This window comes from Candidatus Nitrospira nitrosa (assembly GCF_001458735.1).
GTDB lineage: Bacteria > Nitrospirota > Nitrospiria > Nitrospirales > Nitrospiraceae > Nitrospira_D > Nitrospira_D nitrosa.
Window position 1 is genome coordinate 189,324 of sequence record NZ_CZQA01000011.1, and the last position, 19,301, is coordinate 208,624.

Below are 19,301 nucleotides of genomic sequence, written 5' to 3' on the forward strand. Positions count from 1 at the left end.
CTTACTACAAGTGTTCAGGTATTTTGTGGTTATGACATTTTCACGTTGGGCAAAAGAACCGGTTTAGTTTTTTGTTTTCCACCTGTTGCTTTGTGAAAAGCTGTCTGGGCATCAGTCAAGCATGTCTTACTAATATGACTATGACGGTCTTCGGCGGGGGGATGGAGCTTAAAAAGCTTTAGCGTATCGTTTGAATCTTGTTTCTTAGTCATAGCTTCATCGCGCAAGAACTGCTCACTCTCTGTCGGATCGTATCCAGCCTTTGCCGCCAATACGAGGCCGCTACAGTCCGCCTCAAGTTCTTTCCCACGCTCCAAAGGGAGATCTTCTCCTATTAAGTATCCGATCCCCATCGCCCCGAGTACTGGACCAAGGACTTTGGGATCTATCTTGTCTAGACTTTCGCCAGAAGTAATTTTCGGTCCGATGTCCATCAACGCTGTGGCTGCGGCTCGGTTCCAGCGTTGTAGGTGATGTTGAGAGAGCAAATGGGCCATCTCGTGTCCCAAGATGGAAGCTAGTACCTCTTCATATTTCATCTTCTCGAACGATCCAGCATAAAGAGCAATTCCGCCGCCGGGAAATGCTGCGGCCGGCATGGATGGGTTTTGCACTCGTAGAGTATTCAGTTCCCAATTCTTTTCTAGTTCCGTGGCCACTGCGCGGTACTTCTCGTCAGCCAGCGCAGCGACCTTAAGTCGCGTAAAGACTTCATTGATTCTTTTGGTCACTTCTTCGTCGCGAACCACTGTCTGACGTCCAACTTCCCACAGGTAAGCAGCATGTCCCACACCTGTCACTAATAAAGGAGGAACAGGCACGTCTGGTGTCGGAAAAACATTAACGACATCCATTGCCCCGCCTCCTGGCATATTGACCTTGTCACAGGCTGCCATGGACAGGATCAGGAAAATTAGTGCACTTGAGAGTCCTAGAATAGATTGCCGATTCATCACCCACCTCCCGAGTAACGCATATCTACTGATATGATAGATGTACTTAATTCTCACAATGTAATAACTTATTTCAAGGCTAATAACTCACAATTATGAATATACATCCAGCAATCCACATGCCTATTGTGGTGCGATTCAAGCAATATGTGGCAACTGCTTAGATTGTAAGCACTTGTAGGAAATGGTTTTCGGCAGTGTCCCAGAGATGACACACGTGGGTGCGTATCTAAATAGATTCAGGGTTGAATCCAAAAAGATACGCTCCATATTTAGCCGTGCGTTGTCCAGATAATTAGAATGCGTTTCCGGATGACTCACATGGTTGGTCTTGAACGACCGGTTGATTACGGACGCTGGTGTGACCTACTACTCTCTGTTCTCTCCCCGAGACCATGTTACAAATGGCTTGTGGGCTTTGAGTGGGAAAGTTCTTTATCGGGGATGATACGTCGCCATCCGGTAACGCTGAGTATTACGTATTTTCGTGATGACAGACTCAGTGACGCAGAGACGACGGTCGACGAGAGGCTACGAGTTGACTCGTATAAGGAGGCAAATCGCTTCGCTAACGCACCTGGCATTGTTCGCCGCAAGCTTCTCCTCTTTGACGAATTAGCCCAGCGTAACTCGAGAAAGAAACTCGCCTCGGGACGAAAATCGATTGCCCCTGAGCGTGGTTAAGGTTGGAGCTGCCATCATCTACTCGGGTTTTCCGGGATAAGAAGGGAAATGTCCGTTTGGCTTGTGTATCCGGCATGGGAAAGACGATATACTTTTTGAGGTCTAACTGATCTGCACGCACTTTATAAGAAGCGAAAGCGGTTTGCCTTGTATCTATTATCTCGTCGCCGAATGTTTCCAACGTGGTTCGATTCCAGGCCGAGGATTGGGGATTGCTGACCCGATCGACGAAGTCGAGTACCCACTCATAGGCCATTTTGTTCTGATCTTCCTGACTGGCCACGAGGCGAACTGCGGCCAAATCTTGGAATAAAAATGGATTTGCCCCGCTGCTAGTTGAAACTGGCTTAAGACTCGACAGAAGATAGGGTCCGCCGTTTCTCTGGATCCTGGAAAGCTGAGCTAGAATCGCTTTAGCTCGGTCGTAGTTGTATCGCTGGAGAATCTCTTCCGCCTGTGACCTCAGTCGGTTCTGTTCGGGGTACTCTGGCGGAGACATCTGAGAATCCGTCGTATTTCTCGTAACTGGAATGTACATCGCGTTGAGCGATTCCGGGCGATACTTCTGCGTCAGGCCTCCAAGATCTGGAAATTCCCTCACACAAGCCAAAAGGACCGCGAGGTAGACGGGCTTGGTCTCGGTGGTTGGTGGTGACTCGAATAGCACATAACTATAGAGTCCATAATCAGCCTTTTCAGTTTGATCGCCAACCAGGAGTGCTTGTCCTGTTATTTTCGTCCGATCGGTCGCGAGCCTCGGACCTTCTTGCGCGACAAGCCCCGAGCCACAGGCGACGAACGTACTGGCTAGCACAGTCAGAGTGAATGCGCTCACCACTCGTGACCAGCTACGGTTTGAACAGCTGCTCTTGGCGCTTCCGCTCGCGGTTGAAGAGAGGTTTTTTTGTGAGCTCATCTTGTGTTTGACCTCAGTGTTGTTGTGCACTGGTACCATCATCCTTCAAAGCCGACCCCCGGTAATGTAGCTAAAGCATCTTTTCGAAGATTTATATCTACTTGACTATAGACTTCCTGTGCTTTCGACATACAGGTATTCTGGATATGACCAAGACGCTCATCATCGATAGGGTGGTCGTTGAGAAACTGATACTTGGTGTTTGCCTCTTCCTTGTTTTCCGCCATTCTGCGCCAAAACCCTTCGATCTTTTTCGGATCATATCCGGCTTTAGCCGCGAGCCTTAGGCCAAGACAGTCCGCGTCATGTTCTTGCGATCGCTCCCAAGCCTGTCGTCCTCCGAGGAGATATCCGAGTGCCAGCGCGCCGGTGACCCCCGCTGCAACTTGTTGTTCCCGTTTCTTCGGCTTCATGGCCAAGGCAATTGCTGATCCCAACGTTGCTCCTGCTACAGCTGTGTGACCAGCCAGGCGTTTGAGTTCATGTTGGGCCAATACATGAGCCATCTCATGTCCCAATATGGAAGCTAATGCTCCTTCGGTTTCTGCGACATCAAACACGCCGTCATAAATCGCGACTCCACCGCCGGGATATGCCTTGGCCATGACAATAGTTTTGTCTCGTATCGTATTGAGTCTCCAATCCATTTCTTTAGCGACCGAGCCGTATTCCTCGTCGATCAGCGCAGCTGCCTTCAGCTGTTCGAAGATTCCGTCCATTTGACCTGTTACTTTCGTACTTGTTTCAATTTCATTGTTCTTTTGTCGTTCTTCAATTTCCTTGTTGTACTGTTGATTCCCCAAACTTGCTAATTTTGAGGGCGAAACATCAGAGGGCTTGTCGTCAGACGTCGGAGACGCCGACGTATCCTTAAGCGAGCCTGCCGTTCCGCCTGCTGGAATATTCATTGTGTCGCAGGCCGCGAGCGAGAGGAAAAAGAAACCGGTCACAATCGCTTCCTTTGAGACCCATAGGATAGATTGAACCTTCATTGATCACCTCCAGAGAAGAGCACGCATCCATTACTGAAGTTGGAACACGTAAGCCATACGAAACACGGAGGGAACCTAAAAGTATCAATACTAATACGCAGCAATAACCATACCACTCGGTGTTGAGCAGAGCGAAACGAGACACCCGCTTAAGTCATAAGGACTTATACTGGATGACGGTTATGCTGTCTCAGTAATAGGACAGCTAGGTATGTATCGAAATAGATTCTCCGGTGAAGCTAAAACGATTCAACCAGGATCTGGTCGTCCTCAATGAGAACGAGATTCCCATATTCTAGAGCGGGGGGTCTGAAAAATATCCGTGCCCTGCACTCAACAACTAGAGCATGAATTCTGTGAGTGCCATGCCAGACAAGGAGTCGGGATCTACTGCGGACCGAATAAACAAAAGGAAAGGGGCGTACGATTCAAGACAGATGATGTTTCGCCATGCGGTAGCGGAGTGTATTGCGGGTCATTTTGAGAAGGCGGCTGGCTTCTGAGACATTGCCTGATGCCTTTTGTAGCGCTTCTTCGAGCAGCTTCTTTTCCATCTCATGAATTGACAGTCCAAAGGCTAACAGGGATGGTCTGAGCTCAGGACTGGAGTCGCCGGCTGTCGCGTGACTGTTCACGGATGCGGGGAGGTGATGTGGTTGGATTACCTCTTCTTTACAGGTGATCGTGAGCCACTCGACCACATTATGCAGTTCTCGGACATTGCCTGGCCACGTGTGGCTTCTGAGGACCGAGAGCGCGGATGGAGCAATGGCCTTTACACGGGAGCCGCGTTCCTTTGTGGCCCGCTCTAAGAAGATCAAGAGAATAGGCTCGATATCCTCAGAGCGTTCTCGGAGCGGTGCAATGCGGAGCTGATAGACGTTCAATCGATAATACAGGTCGAGGCGGAAGCGGCCTGCTTTAATGTGGGCGAGCAGATCCTCATTGGTTGCGGCGAGGATTCGGATATCGACTTTGTGGCTTTGGGTATCACCGAGAGGATCAACGGTGCGGTTCTCTAAGACACGAAGCAGCTTCGCCTGAGCGGTTGGGCTCATTTCTCCGATCTCGTCGAGAAAGAGCGTGCCGCCTTCCGCCATTTGGAATCGTCCAGGTTTGGCCCGCTTCGCGTCGGTAAACGCACCCGGCTCATACCCGAACAGCTCCGCTTCCAACAGGTGTTCTGGAATCCCGGCACAATTCAGAGCAATCAGCGGGCCATGGGCCCTGGGGCTGGAGTGATGGATGGCCTCTGCAAACAATTCCTTACCAGTTCCACTTTCTCCGGTGATGAGGACGGTCGCATCGGTCACGGCTACTTCCTTGGCCAGGTGCTTCATCAAGTTCACCTGAGGTGAGATGCTGATAATGGAGGCGAAGGGATCCTCTGGTGCAGTGGATGTCACGAGAGGAGACGGTTTGAGGACACGACTGATCGCGGCCTGTAGGTCAACCGGAAAAACGGGCTTTGTCAGGTAATCCGCTGCACCAGCTCGCATGATGTCGACGGCGTCTTTAACGGAATGACGGTCTCCAATGATCAGTACAGGGGGAGCAGCAGGGAGTTGCCTGGCATATTCGAAGAGCGGCGCGAGAGCAGGGGAAGTTCCTTCGCTGATCACCAGCAGGGGGGAACTCTCGGACCAGCGTGCAAGTCCTTCTGCGACAGTGGGTACTGATTGAAGGTTGATCTCTGGTATGGCAGCTTCGACGAGCTGTCTAACATGGGGATCATTCGCGATGAGAAGAGCTGTCCGAAGGTTCATCGGAGTGCTCCTTGGCCTCGCCTCCTCTGGAACCATCAACACCTCGTATAGCGTACACCTATTTTGATAAAGAAGGAAAGGGCCGCATTGTTGCCGTAAATATCCGACAGTCCAGAGTAGACTCTGGACATGGACACAAGAACTCGGATCATTCTTGCAGCGGAACTGGCGACTCAAGGGCTCTCCGTTTCCGCGATCGCGGGCCAACTTGAGCGCCATCGAGAAACCATAGGACTCTGGCTGAAGGCAGTTCGAATCGAAGGACTCTCTGTCTTTCTGGATCGCTATGCTGCGGCCAAGACGGGGCCACGTCCGGCACGACAGGTCCCGGGAGCGGTCAAACGCCTTGTCTGGGCGATTCGCGCCCGTGAATACGACTGCTGTGGGCAGAAGATTCAGTACTTTCTGGCTCATGAACAGCATATCCATCTCTCTGTTCCCAAGATCTATGAAATCTTGGCTGAACGATACGTCTTACGGCCTCGGGGCCGGACCAATCAGCCACGCGGCGTTGTGCCGATTGCCACGGCTCCCCGCGCGGTCATTCAGATGGATACCGTGGTTTTTGGCGAGGTCTTCGCCTTTACCGGGGTGGACATCTATACGAAGGAAGCGGATGTCGTTCTGCGGACCGGACTAACAAGCGAGGATGGGGCCATGTTTTTGCGCACAGCCATGACTCGCCGCTTTACCGGGCCTGTGCAGATCATCCAGACCGATGGGGGCTCAGAGTTCAAAGGCGTGTTTGCCCAACAGGTGCTCCAGTATTGTACACGACATCGCATCGCCCGTCCCTATAAGAAGAACGAGCAGGCGTATATTGAGAGCTTCAATCGAACCCTGCGCAAGGAATGCTTGGGGTGGATCTCCTATCGAGTAGAAGAACTGCCCACACTCCAGGGCGAGGTGCGTGCATTTCTGGACCGGTATCACTATCATCGGCCGCATCTTGGATTCACCCCGATGCGACCGCCGTTATCGCCAAGCCGTGAAGGACCTGACGGACTGTCGGATATTTACGGAGAATAGTGCGAGGGCAAGGCGGGTCGAGCGTTCCAATGGATATCGATCTGGGGACTGTTATGTAGATACAACGGGCGGTTTCAAAACTCTGAAGGGATAGGGTGCCGAGCGAGGAAACAGCACGTGCTGTAGGTCGAATGGGTCGACCTACAGCTCCATGCCAAACAACCGTTATTCCTTATCTTTGCAGAAGCTCCGCTCATAGGCGATGATTGTCCAGGCTTCTTCCTCGGTGATGACGTTACCCTTGAGCAGGGCGGGCATGCCTGTACCAGGGCTTCCGTTCTTGATGACCCAGAACAGTTCCCCGTCGTTCCGTTTTTTGTGAAACTTGCAATTCGTAAGGTTTCGTGGTCCTGGTGTGAGCAGCATTCCTCCCGCACCATCACCCTCGCCGCTCTGACCGTGACAATTTGCGCAGGTGCCCTTCCCTTCATAGAGGTCCTTGCCCTTGGCGAGTACGTCAGGGGTCACGGTGATCGGGCTCTTCATTTTTCGTGCTTCCCCACGCTCAGCGTCTGGAACGCGCGGCTTCAGAGGGTCGGACTCGGGGCCAGACCACCCTGCCGTACTCCACATGGCAACGGCGATGAAACTACACAACGTCACAATCAAACGCTTCCCTCTCATGGTTCCTCCTTGGTGATACTACTGAATATTGCAGCTACATGACTGCTCGCGCCGCTCTAGTAAGGGGCGCACGAAAACCAGTCCATCATAACACGACGATGTCCTCAGTGGCAGTGCCCCTATCTCGGAGAAATTGGTTAAGGTGGAGATCGAAAGGATGTGGGGCTACCGACCTGAAGGACCGCGTCAGCCAGGACCTTGTAGTCCTGGCTGACGGGAAACACTACCGTACGACTCATGCAGTGTTGTGCACTGTCAGTCGTTACTTGGCTTCGACGATGTCGCTCTTCATCGGCCCAAGGATGCCCAAAAGCTCGCCCTTTTCCTTTGCCGGAACGTTGAAGGTATCCAAGGCGCTGACCAGGTCTTCCACGAGCGCACCAAAGGCAGCGTCAGTGACCTTCATGCCCTTGTGCGTGGTCTTCATATCCCGACCAGAGTAGCTGCAGGGCCCACCGGTCGCCATACAGACCTGCTCGACCAAGAGCTTGTTGAGCTTCTTGAGGTCGGTGGTCGCAAAGTAGCTATTGATCCGCTTGTCGCCGCCCACGTTGGCGATGAACTTGGTGACCACGGCTTGAATCGCGCCCTGTCCGCCGAGCCGCTCATAGAGAGAGGCATCTGCGGCAAAGGACGTGGCGCTGCTCAGCGTCCACGCAGCTGCGACGGCAACGACCATGCTCATAATCTTCTTGCTAAACGACATATCTCTACTCCTTTGTGTGAGAATGAATTGACTATACGACCTCGGTTCCCCGCTCATTCATTACGGGTTCCAGGGAGTGTTGGGCATCAATTGACCCTTGTAGTCCTTCGGATTCTGGTTGGCAATCACCACTGCGATCGCGCCGCGCAGCGCGCCCGTCAAGGAGTGGGTCACCACCGGATAGGCTCCTGGGTTATCCACGATCATATCAAACGTGGCCCCGCTGCCTGGACCGACCACATAGGTCTGGACCCCCGTGAACTTGTTCGCCGGGTTGCCGCTTTCATAGACATTGTCCCAGATTTCAGCGATCGGATGGAGCGCCGAGAACTCGTTCGGGCCGGCATTCACGAAGTAAATGCGTACCCGTTCACCAACCTTGACTTCCAACGGCTCTCCACCAGGGAAGAATGGGTGATACTTGAAGATCCCCCCGTTGAAAATCGTATTGTCCCACTTCCGATCAAACATTGCCTGCACGTTGTCCGGGTTCTTCCAGAACTCGGATTGGACCAGGACGAATTCACGATCGGCCTTTGGCCACGCACTGGCATCCTTCGGGTCCACAATGATGGCACCGAACATGCCACGAGCCACGTGCTGAATCATGGGGCTGGCACCGCAGTGATAGAAGAACACACCTGGCTTCTTTGCGACGAAGGAGTACTTGTGTGTCTCGCCCGCTGAAACGGTCTTGTGGTAGTTCTTCAAGAAGTCGAGCTCCGCCGCATGGAAGTCCATCGAATGCGGGAAGGAGTTGTTCTTGTCGCCGATCAGGGTGAAGTTTACCGTATCGCCTTCGGTGACCCGCACGACCGGGCCTGGCATTTGTCCGTTGAACGTCCAGGCCTTGTATTTTGTCCCGTTCCCGTCAACGACGATTTCCGTTTCCATCGCGGTGAAGGTGACCTCATGAACCTTTGCCCCTGCGGACGCAGGCATAGTAATACATCCGCTGCCTCCCAGAAGGACAGCAAGTCCTAGGGTGGATGCAAGCAAACGAAACCTCTGCATAGTAGCCTCCCTTGAGTTTGGTTTTATGGCACAGAAAGCGCTGCAGCGAGCGAGCACGGTCAATTTAGTCCCCTCCCACCCACTCGTCGAGCAGTCGCCGGATCAACTATCTATCAAATTCGGACCGGAAAGTACAATACATATGGTGTCTTCTGGCGTCTTCTGAAACTTCCCTGCTTCCTTTATTACGGAGTACCTGGCTCATACATGAGCCATTTTGTAAACGAGGCTCTCAAAACTACGCATGATGCGTGCCATCACCATGACGGCACGGTACTGTGGTGTTAGCTCTAGCCTTCACCTCGAAAAACAATGGTCTTTCAAACCATTTGCTGAGACGGTCATTTGGACGTATCGATTGTGATCGTTGAAGGGAGCAAGGGAAGAGGGGTGATAAGAATCTAAAGAGATACACCCTGTATCCAATTCGATTCATGTCGCAACTTTTTTCTGGAGCATCGGTTGGATGGGCCGTCCGTATTAAGATCGGTGAAAGTTCGAGAGGTAGCTGAACCTGTATGCAGTAATCTGAGTTTATGAGCGGGTTTTGTTTTTCTGTGCGATGGCGATATTTCGCTGAAAGCCATGGATTTTGGCCCGTCGAATCGGACTCTGCTGAAACAAGGTGAGAAAGGTCTGCTCATCGAGTCGGGAAAGTTCATCCAGGCTCGGTGCGAGGGTGACCGCAGAAGGTTGGAAGGCGCTCTCGCGGGTTGGTTCAGCGCGCAAGTTAAACGGGCAGACATCGAGGCAATCGTCGCATCCGAATATTTTGTTTCCCATACCTGCATGTAACTCTTGAGGAATTACGGATTCATCTCCGCGCAGTTCGATGGTGAGGTAGGAGATACATCGTGTGGCATCGATCTCATAGGGTTGCACGATCGCATTGGTGGGGCAGGCTTGGATACAGAGTGTGCAGCTGCCGCAGAGGTCGGTCGCCGGTGCGTCGGGTTCGAGTTCCACGGTCGTGAGGATTTCTCCTAGGAGCAGCCATGAACCATGGTCTGCAGATACCAGGTTGGAATGTTTGCCGATCCATCCTAAGCCAGCTTGCTCTGCCCAAGCTTTTTCCATGAGAGGTCCGGTATCGGAATACGAACGAGTGTGTGTGGCAGGGGCCAGGATTTTGATGAATTCTTCCAATTGTTTCAGTCTCGTCTCGAAGACTTTGTGATAATCCTTGCCCCACGCGTACCGCGCGATCCGACCATGACCTGGTTGCTCATTCGCGCGATGATCGGTCAGATAGTTGATTCCCACGGAAATGATCGACTGACATCCGGGCAGGACCACGCGAGGATCGGCGCGCTTGTCTGGAGCCCGTTCCATCCAGGTCATCGTGCCGTGGTAGCCGCGGCGGAGCCATTCAGTCAATCGGTGGTAGAGCTGTGGCACGATCTTGGTTGCGTTATCCGAGCACGGTTCGAGTGGCTGGGGAGTGAGCGTTGACGGTGCATCATTGTTCGCAAGTCGCACGATTCCGATGGCATCAAACCCTAATGTGCGAGCCTGTTGTTTGATTGCCGTCGTGAGAGACATGAGTTTCGGTGAGTTTACTGTTGAGTTGTGCAACCGAACCGAACACTGAAGTGAGCTGAACAACGGATCGATTGGCATCGACCGCAGGCGCCGGTAATTTTGGTCTTCCAGTCAGTCTCTTTCTCATCAAACCGGCATTGTACCCGCCCGCCTTTTGAGACCGTGGCCCATGGCTGTTTGGTCCCTGGGATCGAGGCGACTACGCAGCCTTGGGGAAAGGGCACACGGCAGGGGCTTCCCGTCTCTCCCTGTTCCATGGCAAAGCTGCACGAGAGCTCTGTTGTCGCTCCACTGTCCTCCACCCCTTGCGCATGACCGTTAGGGGGACAGGTCAGCAACATCAGCAGAAACGCAGAATACAACAGGAATGTGCCGTGTCTTGGCCGCATCGTTGCCGATGCTAGCATAGTCCTTTGTCTTGCGGCCATGGCGAGGGCCGCGTAGAATCCTCCCCTACGCTTCTATTCTCACCAATGGAGGCATCATGCTCGCGACGAGGATTACCCAAAAAGAAGGGACGTTTTATTTTATTGCCTATAAGGCTGACCATCTGTTGGACAAGGTGCGCTTTACGAGCCGGTACTATTTTGAAGGTGAGGAGATCGCGCAGGCGAAGATTACCGAGCACGATGAGGTCGCGCAGTTCATTGCGGGAATTGAACGGAGCGAGAAGGGCTTTCAGCGCGTCCTGAATCGGCAGAAGATCAAGCAGATCGTCAATCTCTATGAGACCGTCGTGGCGCAACCGATGATTCCCGGCACGGTGTTGCTCTTTACCGATGAAACGCTCCGTTTCCAGAAACTCGACGGTTCGGAATCGATCGGCAATCTGAGCGAGCCGAAAGGAAAATATCTGGTTATTGACGGACAACATCGTCTCGCCGGACTGCACTTCTTCCATGAGAAACATCCGGACCAGAGCCTGCAGGTTGAAGTTCCCTGCCTCTTGTTCGACGGGCGAAGCGCCGACTTTGCGACGGAGATGTTCGTCATCATCAACTCGACCCACACGCGCATCAACCGGTCTCATTTGGTCGATCTGTATGAGAAGGTGTCCTGGGAGAGCCCGGAGAAGAAGTTCACGGCCAAAGTTGTGAATCTGCTCTACAGCGAGTCCGACTCGCCGCTGCAGTACAAGATCAACCGTCTGGGAGGACGGAGCAAGCAGGAAAAATGGGTTTTGCAGTCCGAGGTGTTCAACGAGCTGTTAAAACTTGTTACGGCCCACAAACGATGGATCGAATCGCATCTGGATATGAAGGCCGTTCGCTGTTATGCGTTGGTGCGTGACTATTTTAAAGGCGTGAAGGACGTGATGGGTGAACCCTGGGGACAGAATGACCGCTATATGTTCACCCGTGATGTCACCCTCAAGGCCTTGATCCGGGTGCTGGACGACCTGATTGTGGATCGTAAACTCATAACCGCCTGGGAGGAGCAACGTTCACACCAACCCTTCGCCGAGCTGGTGAAGCCGTGGGCGACGCTCACCAAGGATTTCCGCGCCGACGGCTTTTATGAACGGTTCCCCGCGAAAGGCCAACTTGAACGTGTTCGCAAAATTCATCAGCGGTTGCTGGACGCGATTGTCGGGTAGACGAACAGGGGCAGCCCGGACCCTTCTCGCGCTGATCGCGTTCGAGCTGCTTCTGTCCGTCGCTGTCATGGGGGCAGCGGTTTCGGGAGGAGCTGAGACGGATCGGTTAGAAGTGGCCGTTGAGCCACAAGGGGGTGTCCGCGCGACGGCGCAGGTCCTATTCCCAGCAACCTCGGCTGTGATCCAGTCGCTATTGACCGATTACCAGCATTGGCCGGAGTTGTTTGAAGTGCGGATGAAAGTGGTGCAGGTGCTCGTGCGGGATGGCGTGGCGACGGTCGATCTTCGTATCGAACATCCGTTGATGCCCGGCGAACGGAAGTTGGTGACAGAGTCCACGATCTTGCCGAACGGCGGTCTCGTAACGGATCTTACCGGTGGCGACTTTAAGCGGTATCACCGGGTCTGGAAACTTCAATCGATCGAGGCGGGGACGCAGACGCGGGCCGATTTCGAGCTGGTCGTTGAGCCTCACACCTTCGTACCGGATCGAATTATTGCGATCGTCATGCGTCAGGAACTGGAAACCCATTTTCGGATCGTGAAACAAAAGGCACTGGAACAGGCCAAGCGGTAATGGCGATGCCAAGACCCATGCTCTCCGGGCTCTACGTCATTCTTGATCCATCAGTCTGCCCAGACCGTCCGCTTCATGAGGTCTTGACGGTTTCTGCCCAAGCGGGTGCCACACTGTTTCAGTACCGGAATAAGTCAGCCTCAATGAAAGACGCCTATATCGAGGCGATGGAGCTTCGGAAGCTTGCCGCTGAGCTTGAAGTCCTGTTCATCGTCAATGATCGCTGTGATCTGGCATTGGCGGTCGATGCAGACGGCGTGCACCTCGGTCAAGGAGATTTGCCGCTGAATCTCGCACGCAAGGTGATGGGGCCTGACAAGCTGATCGGTATCTCAACGCATCATGCGGAGCAGGTACGGGCTGCGACGGCGGGCCAACCCGATTATCTCGGCTTCGGTCCGATTTTTAAGCCTGTCTCGAAACTTGATCATGATCCGGTTGTTGGCATCGCTGGATTGAACGCGATCCGCGCACTGACGCCGCTTCCCATCTTTGCCATTGGAGGTATGACACTCGATCACGTGCAGGATGTGATCGGCGCAGGAGCGAACGGGGTCGCCGTGATCTCCGCAATTCTCAAGGCATCGGATATCAGGCACACGGTCAGTGACTTCGTCGCCCGGCTTGCAAGACCAACTTCGCCAAGTGTGTGATGGCAGCAGAGCGGGCCAGCCGGATGACGGTGGGTCGGAATCGGCCTGGGAGACCTGGCGCAAACGGAAGAGGGCCAAGCACGGGAACACCGGCTTGTTTGCGGAGTATGTCGAGTGTGGAACGTTCTTGGATCCGCGACATATCTGATCGAACTGACTGCGTTTGATTAAGGACGAGCGCCACGACGGTGATCTTCCTTCGCTGAAGGACCTCAATCGTCAGGAGTGCATGGTTGATGCCTCCCAGTCCAGACCGTCCAACGACCACAACGGGAAGGCGCAATTGTTTAATGAGATCCGTTACCATGACTTTCGGTGTAACCGGCACCAGTACGCCTCCGACTCCCTCTATGACAAGATGGTCGTACTGCTTGGACAAGAGTCGATAGACCTTGCTAATTGTCTCCAGATTGATGGTCTGGCCTTCGGCCTGTGCGGCGGTGAGGGGAGCGCTCGGAATTTTAAAGGCATAGGGGCGAATTGCTCCGAGAGGCTCTTCGCTCTCAATAGTTGATCGCAACCGGGCGGCGTCAGACTGGTTTTCCGTGGCCGGGGACACCCCGGTCTCGATCGGTTTCATGACGCCGACTGAGTAGCCATGCTTTTTCAGATGAAGCGCGAGTGCAGCCGCCACCAATGTCTTTCCGACGCCAGTGTCAGTACCGGTTATGAATATGCCGTGGTTCATGGGTAAGAGTGGACGGCGTATAGCTTGAGAGAATTAACCCTTTGCTGCACATAAGCTGTGGTGGTCAGCTATAGGGCATAAGTTATTTGCTGTTCGCTACAGATGCCGACTATCGCAATTCCACACTTGTCCTGACACATCTTTAAGCTGAGCCAGTCGGACTATGGTTCCCGTCACTTCCTCGATAGCGGGGGATCGGCGTAGGGCATGATCTGGCCATCCGCTTCCTTCGGGGAAGATGCCCTCGGTTAAGTCAGTCTTTTGCCATCCAGGCAATAGGAGATTCACTCGGATGTTCTGCAGTCCCCATTCCAGTGCCGCAGAGCGTACCAGTCCGAGCAGTCCGGCTTTTGATGTCGCATAGGCACTCTGGCCGGTGGCTCCATGAAATCCTGTGTGGGAACCGATCACGATGATCGAGCCTCCCCCACGAGCGAGCATGAAGGGAGCCATGGTGCGAAGACAGTAAAAGGTTCCTGTCAGATTGGTCGCAATCACATCAGTCCAGACTTCTTCTGAATGGCGGACGAGCAAATGGCGTTGCCCGATTCCCGCATTGCAGATCAAGACCAATGGGCCGGACACCTGATTGGAAAATCGGTCGATCATGATCTGAACCGATGACGCGTCTCGAATATCGGATTGGTATATCTCGCCGGTTCCGCCAGCACTGACCACTTGTTCTAACGTCGTCTTTGCTGCTGATTCGTTCTGAACATAGTGGACTCCCACATGCCAACCGATCGCTCCAAAGGCTTGGCTAATCGCACGCCCGATTCCTCCTGAGGCGCCGGTGACGAGAACAGATGCTGGTGGTTCACTCGGGGACGGCATGGTGCTGAATTATGCGAGGAGTGCTGTGCGAAGGCAAGTTGAGGCGGGAAATTTTCAGGGATGTATCAAAGAGTTGGAGACTCATGTCTTCGGTATTTCTCGAAATGAGGACGTGATTTCAAAGGAGAAAATGGGTAAGCTGCTACGAGCCTCGTGGTAGGCAGTGTGTGCCGTACAAGTTTTTCTATCCGAAGTCATCGTGATGAAAATCATTCGTGATTGTTTTGGTCGATCAATCAGGCTGACGGACGAGAGAATGGCGCACATTCTGCAACATCCGGAGATGATTGATATGGAAGCGGAGATTGATCGAGTGTTGCAATCACCGTCAGAGGTGCGTCTATCCCGCTCCGATCAAAGCGTTCAGCTGTTTTACGAGTACTACGCCAAGACGCGTGTTGGTGGGAAATGGCTATCTGTCGTGGTAAAGTATGCCAACGATGATGGGTTTGTGGTGACGGCGTATCTCACCGATCGGCTGAAACCAGGAGAGTGCATATGGCCGAAAAAGTGAAAGTCTGGTTTGATCCAGAAGGGGATTACTTGGAAGTTCAGTTTCGAGACGCACCAGGGTTTATGCGGCCAACGGCACACGACGCCGTAATGGAGCGTGTGGATGAACAGGGCCATGTGCTGGGGTTCAGTGTGCTTGGCGTCAGCCGCTTTCCGAAAGACCATCCATTGGAAGCAGAACTTGTTGCCGGGGACTAACGCAGTGTCAGCCGGCCACTAGCCTGCCTTATTCACGATGAGCGCAACCACACTGGTTGAACAGCCGATCGGGCCTATCCGAACCTATGAGTGGGAGGCGTAGGCCTGAGAATCGCGGGTGTTTCGCTCTGGCCCGGTCTCACGACACGCCCTGGAGGGTCTGCTGAGATGCTTGCAGAGACACCACTCCCGTTGCGCATACAGCACACGCCCGTTTTCTCCCCATTGCCGCCCGCGTTAGCCGGCTGCGGCCCCGACGGCCACGGCGACGCGGCGCCAGGTGTCGCCCCACGGAGCGCCCTGAGGCAGATGCAGCACGAGTCGGCGGACCGACCGCTCGACCCACACCGCCAACTTCAGCAGCCGCTCCCGCAAGGTCGAGACCTGCGCCGTGGCACAGGTGGTGCCCTGAGCCTGGCGGCGCAACTCCTGGAGCAACACATACGCCGCCGCGGTCTGCAGCACCCGGAATTGATTGGCCCAAAACCGCGAGCAACTCGTCCGGCCCACGCCAGCCCGTCATGCAACTCTTTGAGCCGATTTTCCACATCGCCCCGCTGACAATAGCTCGCATACACCGTGGCGGGTGTTTCACGGAGATTGGTCACGACAAAACGAGGATTGCACTTGGGGTCTCGTCCCGGCAGCCGGACGACTTCCGCCTTGATAATCACCCGGCGGCGACGCGACCAACTTCCGGCGGCGTAGAGGGTATCGCTATAGACGTGTTCGGTGTGGCCACTGTATTTGGACAGGCCATAGGCTTCTCCCAGCAAGCGCCCGGCCCGCTGGACCAGTCGCGCGTTGCTCGCCACCCCGACGACATACTCGACTCGCTGTGTTTCCAGGACCTCCAACCAGTCGTTGCCGGCGAAGCCACCATCGACGCGGACCCGGAGGGCAGCCCCCGGGAATGCTCGGCGCAGACAGCGCACCAGGGACCGTAGCAGCCCACTAGCTGTCAAGACCGAAGTTGGTTGTCCACAAATCACCGATCTGAGATGTCCGCTTTTCACCGATGAGATTGTCCAGTCGGTCGGGTCAGATTGCCACACCCGTCGTGCCCTCCCCGAGTTCGGCGACCGGTCGGCGGCCGAAGAGCCCAGCCTTTCTCTTTTCCCGAAGCCGGTAACTCTCGCCCTTGATGTTGAGTGTTGTCGCATGATGCAGGAGCCGATCCAAGATCGCCGTGGCCAAGACGGGATCATTGAAGACCTCACCCCAGTCCGCGAAGCTCTTGTTGCTGGTCACAATCAAACTCCCACGTTCATAGCGGCGGACCAGCAGGCGGAAGAACAGACTGGCCTCCTCCCGTGACAGTGGCAGATATCCCAGCTCATCGAGAATCAGGAGACGGGGATACGTCAGTTGCGGGAGCATGCGCTCCAGCCGATTCTCCTGCCGGGCGCGGATCAGCCGACTCATCAGCGTCTCCAACGTCAAAAACAGCACGGATGAACCGGCCTCGACGGTTTTGATGCCCAGGGCAATCGCCAGATGCGTCTTGCCCACACCCGGTGGGCCGAGCAGGACAACATTCTCCGCGCGCTCGACAAAGCTGAGTCCCGCCAGTTCCCGCATGACCTTGCGATCGAGCGAGGGCTGGCACTCGAAGTCGAACTGCTCCAGGGTTTTGAGCCATGGAAACCGGGCCATCCGCAGCCGGAGGTCGATTCCCCGTTGCTGCCGCCCGCGCCACTCTGCTTCGAGGGCTCGAGCCAGAACCCCTTGGTAATCCAGATCGCTTTTTGCCGCCTGCTCACAGACGCCATCGAGTTGGGTGAGCAGGTGGTCCAACTTCAGCCGTTCGAGGAGGACGCTGAGTTCCATCATGCCCCCACCTCCTCGTAGACCGCCAACGGCCGCTGCTCTACCGCCAGCGTCTGGGCCCACAGGGCGGCGTGGTGAGATGGAACCGTGACCCAGCCGGGTGCTCCGGGCACCACGCAATGGGTGACCACGAGTTGCTCGTCGTGATAGACAGCCAACTCGTTTTCCAGCGTCAGTCGGATCTGGACCGTTTGACCCGCCAAGTCAGCCGGGACGCTATACCGGCGGCCACGGACCTCGATGTAGGCATCCCAGCTCACCTGCCGAATTTCGCGGTAGGCCGTATCGTAGCGTGTGGCGGGCAAGGGCCGTAAGGCCGGTGCCTCGCGGGCGAACCGCTCAGCCACGATCTCCTGCACGGTCCCATGTCGCCGTTGGTCGGCCTCCTCCCGCAACCACTGCGCGGCAAGTTGATTGAGATGCGCCCAGCTCTCAAAGGCACGATACCGCACAAAGAAGTGGTGCTTGATGTAGCCGACCATCCGCTCATCTTTGCCCTTGGTTTGTGCTCGGGCAGGTTGGCAGGCGCGCGGGACAAACCCATAGTGGCCCGCCAGATCCACAAACCGGGGATGGAAGCGAGCCGGGCCACCTCGTGGATGAGCGAGCACCGCCGCTTTCTGATTATCCACCAAGACTTCGGCGGGGACGCCCGCAAACCACTCGAAGCTGCGGATGAGTCCGTCATAGGTGTGCTCGGCGTCCTCACGGTCCGTGCACCAGAAGTGGAATCGCCGCGAGAAGCCCAGCGTGTTCACAATGAAGTGGACCACCGTTTCCTGGCCCGCGAGCTGCGTCCGCTGTTCGGCCCAATCGCTCTGCAGCTGGCGACCCGGTGCTGTCTCAAACCGCACCGTCGCCCGACGCACCCGCAGGGCGCGTTTCTGGCGGATGTAGTCCCGCAGAATGGTGAGGTAAGCTCGAAAAAGTGGACGCCTTCAACCTAGAATGAGAGGGCTGGAGGTGTGAGATGGAACAGGTCCCGCGACAGCAGTATACGAAGGAGTTCCGAGAGCAGGCCGTGCGGCTAGTCCTGGAACAGCAGGTGACGATTCCGGAGGCCGCCAGGCGCCTGAGCATGTCGGGCAGGACGCTCGAGCGCTGGGTGGGTCGGGCTCGGCAGGGCCAGCTCACTACGCTGGGAGAGAGCCGACGGCCCGTGACGGAGCTGGAGGCCGAGGTGTCTCGGCTCAAACGGGATCTTGCGGAAGCGCGGATGGAGCGCGACATCTTAAAAAAAGCCACCGCGTACTTTGCCAAGGCGCAGCTGCCCGGTACGCGCTCATGAGGACGCTGCGTCTCCAGTATCCGTTGACTCTGTTGTGTCGGGTGCTGGAGGTGTCCCGAAGCGGCTACTATGCCTGGCAGCATCGGCGTCCGTCGACACGCGCCCAGGAGAATGCGCGGCTGGAAGTGGCGATTCAGGCGGCACACGTGCGGACCCGACACACGTACGGCCCGGAGCGCCTCCAAGCGGAATTGCGTGAAGACGGCTTTCCAGCTGGGATCGGCCGTATCAAGCGGCTGCGGAAGAAACTGGGCCTGCGCTGCACACCGGTGCGACGGTTCACGATCACCACGGATTCGGCGCATCACCTGCCGGTGGCGGAGAATCGCTTGGCACAAACGTTCACCGCGACACGCCCGAATGAGACCTGGCTCACCGACATCACCTATGTTCCTACAGGGGAAGGGTGGTTGTATGTAGCCGGGGTCAAGGATCTGTATACCTGTGAGGTCGTCGGGTATGCCATGGGGGCCCGGATGACGACGGACTTGGTGCGCCACGCCTTGGGGAACGCGGTCGGGGCGAAACGCCCACGCCCGGGCTTGCTCCACCACTCCGACCGTGGGTCTCAATATTGTGCCCACGACTATCAGGATCAGCTGCGGCAGTTCGGCATGATCCCCTCCATGAGTCGCAAGGGCAATTGCTATGACAACGCACCGATGGAGAGTTTCTGGGGAACACTGAAAACTGAGCTGGTGCATCACCGACGATATGAGACGCGGGAGCAGGCTCGGCAAGAGATTACAGCATACATCGAGGTGTTCTACAACCGCCAGCGACGGCATTCCCGGCTGGGGAATCGCTCGCCCGCGGCATTTGCCCAACGGTGGGCCCGTCAACAGTCGGCGGCGTGAGACTGTCATTCATGGCGTCCACTCTTGACTAAAGGGGTCA

20 protein-coding genes and 1 pseudogene are annotated in these 19,301 nt (G+C 55.3%); 7 read left to right on the forward strand and 14 right to left on the reverse strand.

What is annotated here, in order from left to right; all coding sequences use genetic code 11:
• Positions 1-29 precede the first annotated feature (29 nt).
• From COMA1_RS17640 to COMA1_RS17655, 4 genes are all read right to left on the reverse strand, one after another.
• Complete coding sequence (locus COMA1_RS17640; RefSeq protein WP_090750851.1) at positions 30-953, reverse strand: M48 family metalloprotease; 924 nt, start codon at positions 951-953, stop codon at positions 30-32.
• Between the two features lie 568 nt (positions 954-1,521).
• On the reverse strand, positions 1,522-2,553 hold the full coding sequence (locus tag COMA1_RS17645) for a hypothetical protein (protein WP_141654401.1): 1,032 nt from the start codon (positions 2,551-2,553) through the stop codon (positions 1,522-1,524).
• Positions 2,554-2,591: 38 nt separating this feature from the next.
• Entirely contained in the window at positions 2,592-3,503 is a 912-nt protein-coding gene (locus COMA1_RS17650; protein WP_176698151.1) for a M48 family metallopeptidase, read from the reverse strand.
• 470 nt (positions 3,504-3,973) lie between these two features.
• The gene (locus COMA1_RS17655) at positions 3,974-5,311 is read right to left on the reverse strand and encodes a sigma-54-dependent transcriptional regulator (protein WP_176698152.1); all 1,338 of its coding nucleotides are present in this window, start codon (positions 5,309-5,311) and stop codon (positions 3,974-3,976) included.
• Positions 5,312-5,440: 129 nt separating this feature from the next.
• Between COMA1_RS17655 and COMA1_RS17660 the strand changes: the two genes are divergently transcribed.
• Positions 5,441-6,340, forward strand: coding sequence for an integrase core domain-containing protein (locus COMA1_RS17660; RefSeq protein WP_090742504.1), 900 nt, complete (start codon positions 5,441-5,443; stop codon positions 6,338-6,340).
• A 165-nt stretch (positions 6,341-6,505) separates the two neighbouring features.
• Here the strand turns inward: COMA1_RS17660 and COMA1_RS17665 are convergent, their stop codons facing one another.
• From COMA1_RS17665 to COMA1_RS20820, 5 genes are all read right to left on the reverse strand, one after another.
• A complete protein-coding gene (locus tag COMA1_RS17665; RefSeq protein WP_090750855.1) occupies positions 6,506-6,964 on the reverse strand; it encodes a c-type cytochrome in 459 nt (152 codons plus the stop codon).
• A 262-nt stretch (positions 6,965-7,226) separates the two neighbouring features.
• On the reverse strand, positions 7,227-7,670 hold the full coding sequence (locus tag COMA1_RS17670; RefSeq protein WP_090750856.1) for a group I truncated hemoglobin: 444 nt from the start codon (positions 7,668-7,670) through the stop codon (positions 7,227-7,229).
• A gap of 60 nt (positions 7,671-7,730) precedes the next feature.
• Positions 7,731-8,684, reverse strand: coding sequence for a multicopper oxidase domain-containing protein (locus COMA1_RS17675; RefSeq protein ID WP_090750857.1), 954 nt, complete (start codon positions 8,682-8,684; stop codon positions 7,731-7,733).
• Positions 8,685-9,218: 534 nt separating this feature from the next.
• A complete protein-coding gene (gene queG, locus COMA1_RS17680) occupies positions 9,219-10,226 on the reverse strand; it encodes a tRNA epoxyqueuosine(34) reductase QueG (RefSeq protein WP_090750876.1) in 1,008 nt (335 codons plus the stop codon).
• A 14-nt stretch (positions 10,227-10,240) separates the two neighbouring features.
• A complete protein-coding gene (locus COMA1_RS20820) occupies positions 10,241-10,615 on the reverse strand; it encodes a hypothetical protein (RefSeq protein WP_141654403.1) in 375 nt (124 codons plus the stop codon).
• 95 nt (positions 10,616-10,710) lie between these two features.
• Between COMA1_RS20820 and COMA1_RS17685 the strand changes: the two genes are divergently transcribed.
• Genes COMA1_RS17685 through thiE form a run of 3 tightly spaced genes read left to right on the forward strand, consistent with a single transcriptional unit; the run spans position 10,711 to position 13,053 of the window.
• A complete protein-coding gene (locus tag COMA1_RS17685) occupies positions 10,711-11,823 on the forward strand; it encodes a DGQHR domain-containing protein (RefSeq protein ID WP_090750858.1) in 1,113 nt (370 codons plus the stop codon).
• Complete coding sequence (locus tag COMA1_RS17690; protein ID WP_176698153.1) at positions 11,813-12,400, forward strand: SRPBCC family protein; 588 nt, start codon at positions 11,813-11,815, stop codon at positions 12,398-12,400. The genes COMA1_RS17685 and COMA1_RS17690 overlap by 11 nt, the downstream gene beginning before the upstream one ends.
• 5 nt (positions 12,401-12,405) lie before the next feature.
• A complete protein-coding gene (gene thiE / locus COMA1_RS17695) occupies positions 12,406-13,053 on the forward strand; it encodes a thiamine phosphate synthase (RefSeq protein WP_245631144.1) in 648 nt (215 codons plus the stop codon).
• On the opposite strand, the gene bioD is transcribed toward thiE, so the two are convergent.
• Complete coding sequence (bioD, locus tag COMA1_RS17700) at positions 13,004-13,741, reverse strand: dethiobiotin synthase (protein ID WP_090750860.1); 738 nt, start codon at positions 13,739-13,741, stop codon at positions 13,004-13,006. The two genes, thiE and bioD, sit on opposite strands and share 50 nt — an antisense overlap.
• A 96-nt stretch (positions 13,742-13,837) precedes the next feature.
• Positions 13,838-14,575 carry an SDR family NAD(P)-dependent oxidoreductase gene (locus tag COMA1_RS17705; RefSeq protein ID WP_090750861.1) on the reverse strand — a complete coding sequence of 246 codons (738 nt, stop codon included), beginning with the start codon at positions 14,573-14,575 and terminating at the stop codon, positions 13,838-13,840.
• A 256-nt stretch (positions 14,576-14,831) separates the two neighbouring features.
• On the opposite strand from COMA1_RS17705, the gene COMA1_RS17710 reads away from it, so the two are divergent.
• Complete coding sequence (locus COMA1_RS17710; RefSeq protein ID WP_141654404.1) at positions 14,832-15,089, forward strand: hypothetical protein; 258 nt, start codon at positions 14,832-14,834, stop codon at positions 15,087-15,089.
• On the forward strand, positions 15,074-15,286 hold the full coding sequence (locus tag COMA1_RS17715) for a DUF2283 domain-containing protein (protein ID WP_090750863.1): 213 nt from the start codon (positions 15,074-15,076) through the stop codon (positions 15,284-15,286). Before COMA1_RS17710 ends, COMA1_RS17715 begins: the two co-directional genes overlap by 16 nt.
• A gap of 237 nt (positions 15,287-15,523) precedes the next feature.
• Here COMA1_RS17715 and COMA1_RS17725 read toward each other — a convergent pair.
• From COMA1_RS17725 to istA, 3 genes and pseudogenes are all read right to left on the reverse strand, one after another.
• Positions 15,524-16,341 (reverse strand): annotated as a pseudogene (locus COMA1_RS17725) (transposase).
• The gene (gene istB / locus COMA1_RS17730) at positions 16,328-17,119 is read right to left on the reverse strand and encodes an IS21-like element helper ATPase IstB (RefSeq protein WP_090750866.1); all 792 of its coding nucleotides are present in this window, start codon (positions 17,117-17,119) and stop codon (positions 16,328-16,330) included. Before istB ends, COMA1_RS17725 begins: the two are co-directional and overlap by 14 nt.
• Positions 17,116-17,985, reverse strand: coding sequence for an IS21 family transposase (gene istA, locus COMA1_RS17735; protein ID WP_245630774.1), 870 nt, complete (start codon positions 17,983-17,985; stop codon positions 17,116-17,118). Before istA ends, istB begins: the two co-directional genes overlap by 4 nt.
• A 101-nt stretch (positions 17,986-18,086) precedes the next feature.
• On the opposite strand from istA, the gene COMA1_RS17740 reads away from it, so the two are divergent.
• Positions 18,087-19,261 (forward strand): IS3 family transposase gene (locus COMA1_RS17740; RefSeq protein WP_407921304.1). Its coding sequence is split into 2 segments (ribosomal slippage): positions 18,087-18,363 and positions 18,363-19,261, totalling 1,176 coding nucleotides; the frame shifts between segments, so codons are not numbered across the junction.
• The last annotated feature ends 40 nt before the right edge of the window (positions 19,262-19,301 follow it).

Bases quoted from the DNA above. Each gene is read 5' to 3' on its own strand.
- thiE (WP_245631144.1), top strand. From the start codon at position 12,406: ATGCCAAGACCCATGCTCTCCGGGCTCTACGTCATTCTTGATCCATCA.
- COMA1_RS17715 (WP_090750863.1), top strand. From the start codon at position 15,074: ATGGCCGAAAAAGTGAAAGTCTGGTTTGATCCAGAAGGGGATTACTTG.
- COMA1_RS17645 (WP_141654401.1), bottom strand. From the start codon at position 2,553: ATGAGCTCACAAAAAAACCTCTCTTCAACCGCGAGCGGAAGCGCCAAG.
- COMA1_RS17705 (WP_090750861.1), bottom strand. From the start codon at position 14,575: ATGCCGTCCCCGAGTGAACCACCAGCATCTGTTCTCGTCACCGGCGCC.
- COMA1_RS17655 (WP_176698152.1), bottom strand. From the start codon at position 5,311: ATGAACCTTCGGACAGCTCTTCTCATCGCGAATGATCCCCATGTTAGA.
- COMA1_RS17710 (WP_141654404.1), top strand. From the start codon at position 14,832: ATGGCGCACATTCTGCAACATCCGGAGATGATTGATATGGAAGCGGAG.
- COMA1_RS20820 (WP_141654403.1), bottom strand. From the start codon at position 10,615: ATGCGGCCAAGACACGGCACATTCCTGTTGTATTCTGCGTTTCTGCTG.
- istB (WP_090750866.1), bottom strand. From the start codon at position 17,119: ATGATGGAACTCAGCGTCCTCCTCGAACGGCTGAAGTTGGACCACCTG.
- COMA1_RS17660 (WP_090742504.1), top strand. From the start codon at position 5,441: ATGGACACAAGAACTCGGATCATTCTTGCAGCGGAACTGGCGACTCAA.
- COMA1_RS17670 (WP_090750856.1), bottom strand. From the start codon at position 7,670: ATGTCGTTTAGCAAGAAGATTATGAGCATGGTCGTTGCCGTCGCAGCT.
- queG (WP_090750876.1), bottom strand. From the start codon at position 10,226: ATGTCTCTCACGACGGCAATCAAACAACAGGCTCGCACATTAGGGTTT.
- bioD (WP_090750860.1), bottom strand. From the start codon at position 13,741: ATGAACCACGGCATATTCATAACCGGTACTGACACTGGCGTCGGAAAG.
- COMA1_RS17685 (WP_090750858.1), top strand. From the start codon at position 10,711: ATGCTCGCGACGAGGATTACCCAAAAAGAAGGGACGTTTTATTTTATT.
- COMA1_RS17675 (WP_090750857.1), bottom strand. From the start codon at position 8,684: ATGCAGAGGTTTCGTTTGCTTGCATCCACCCTAGGACTTGCTGTCCTT.
- COMA1_RS17665 (WP_090750855.1), bottom strand. From the start codon at position 6,964: ATGAGAGGGAAGCGTTTGATTGTGACGTTGTGTAGTTTCATCGCCGTT.
- COMA1_RS17640 (WP_090750851.1), bottom strand. From the start codon at position 953: ATGAATCGGCAATCTATTCTAGGACTCTCAAGTGCACTAATTTTCCTG.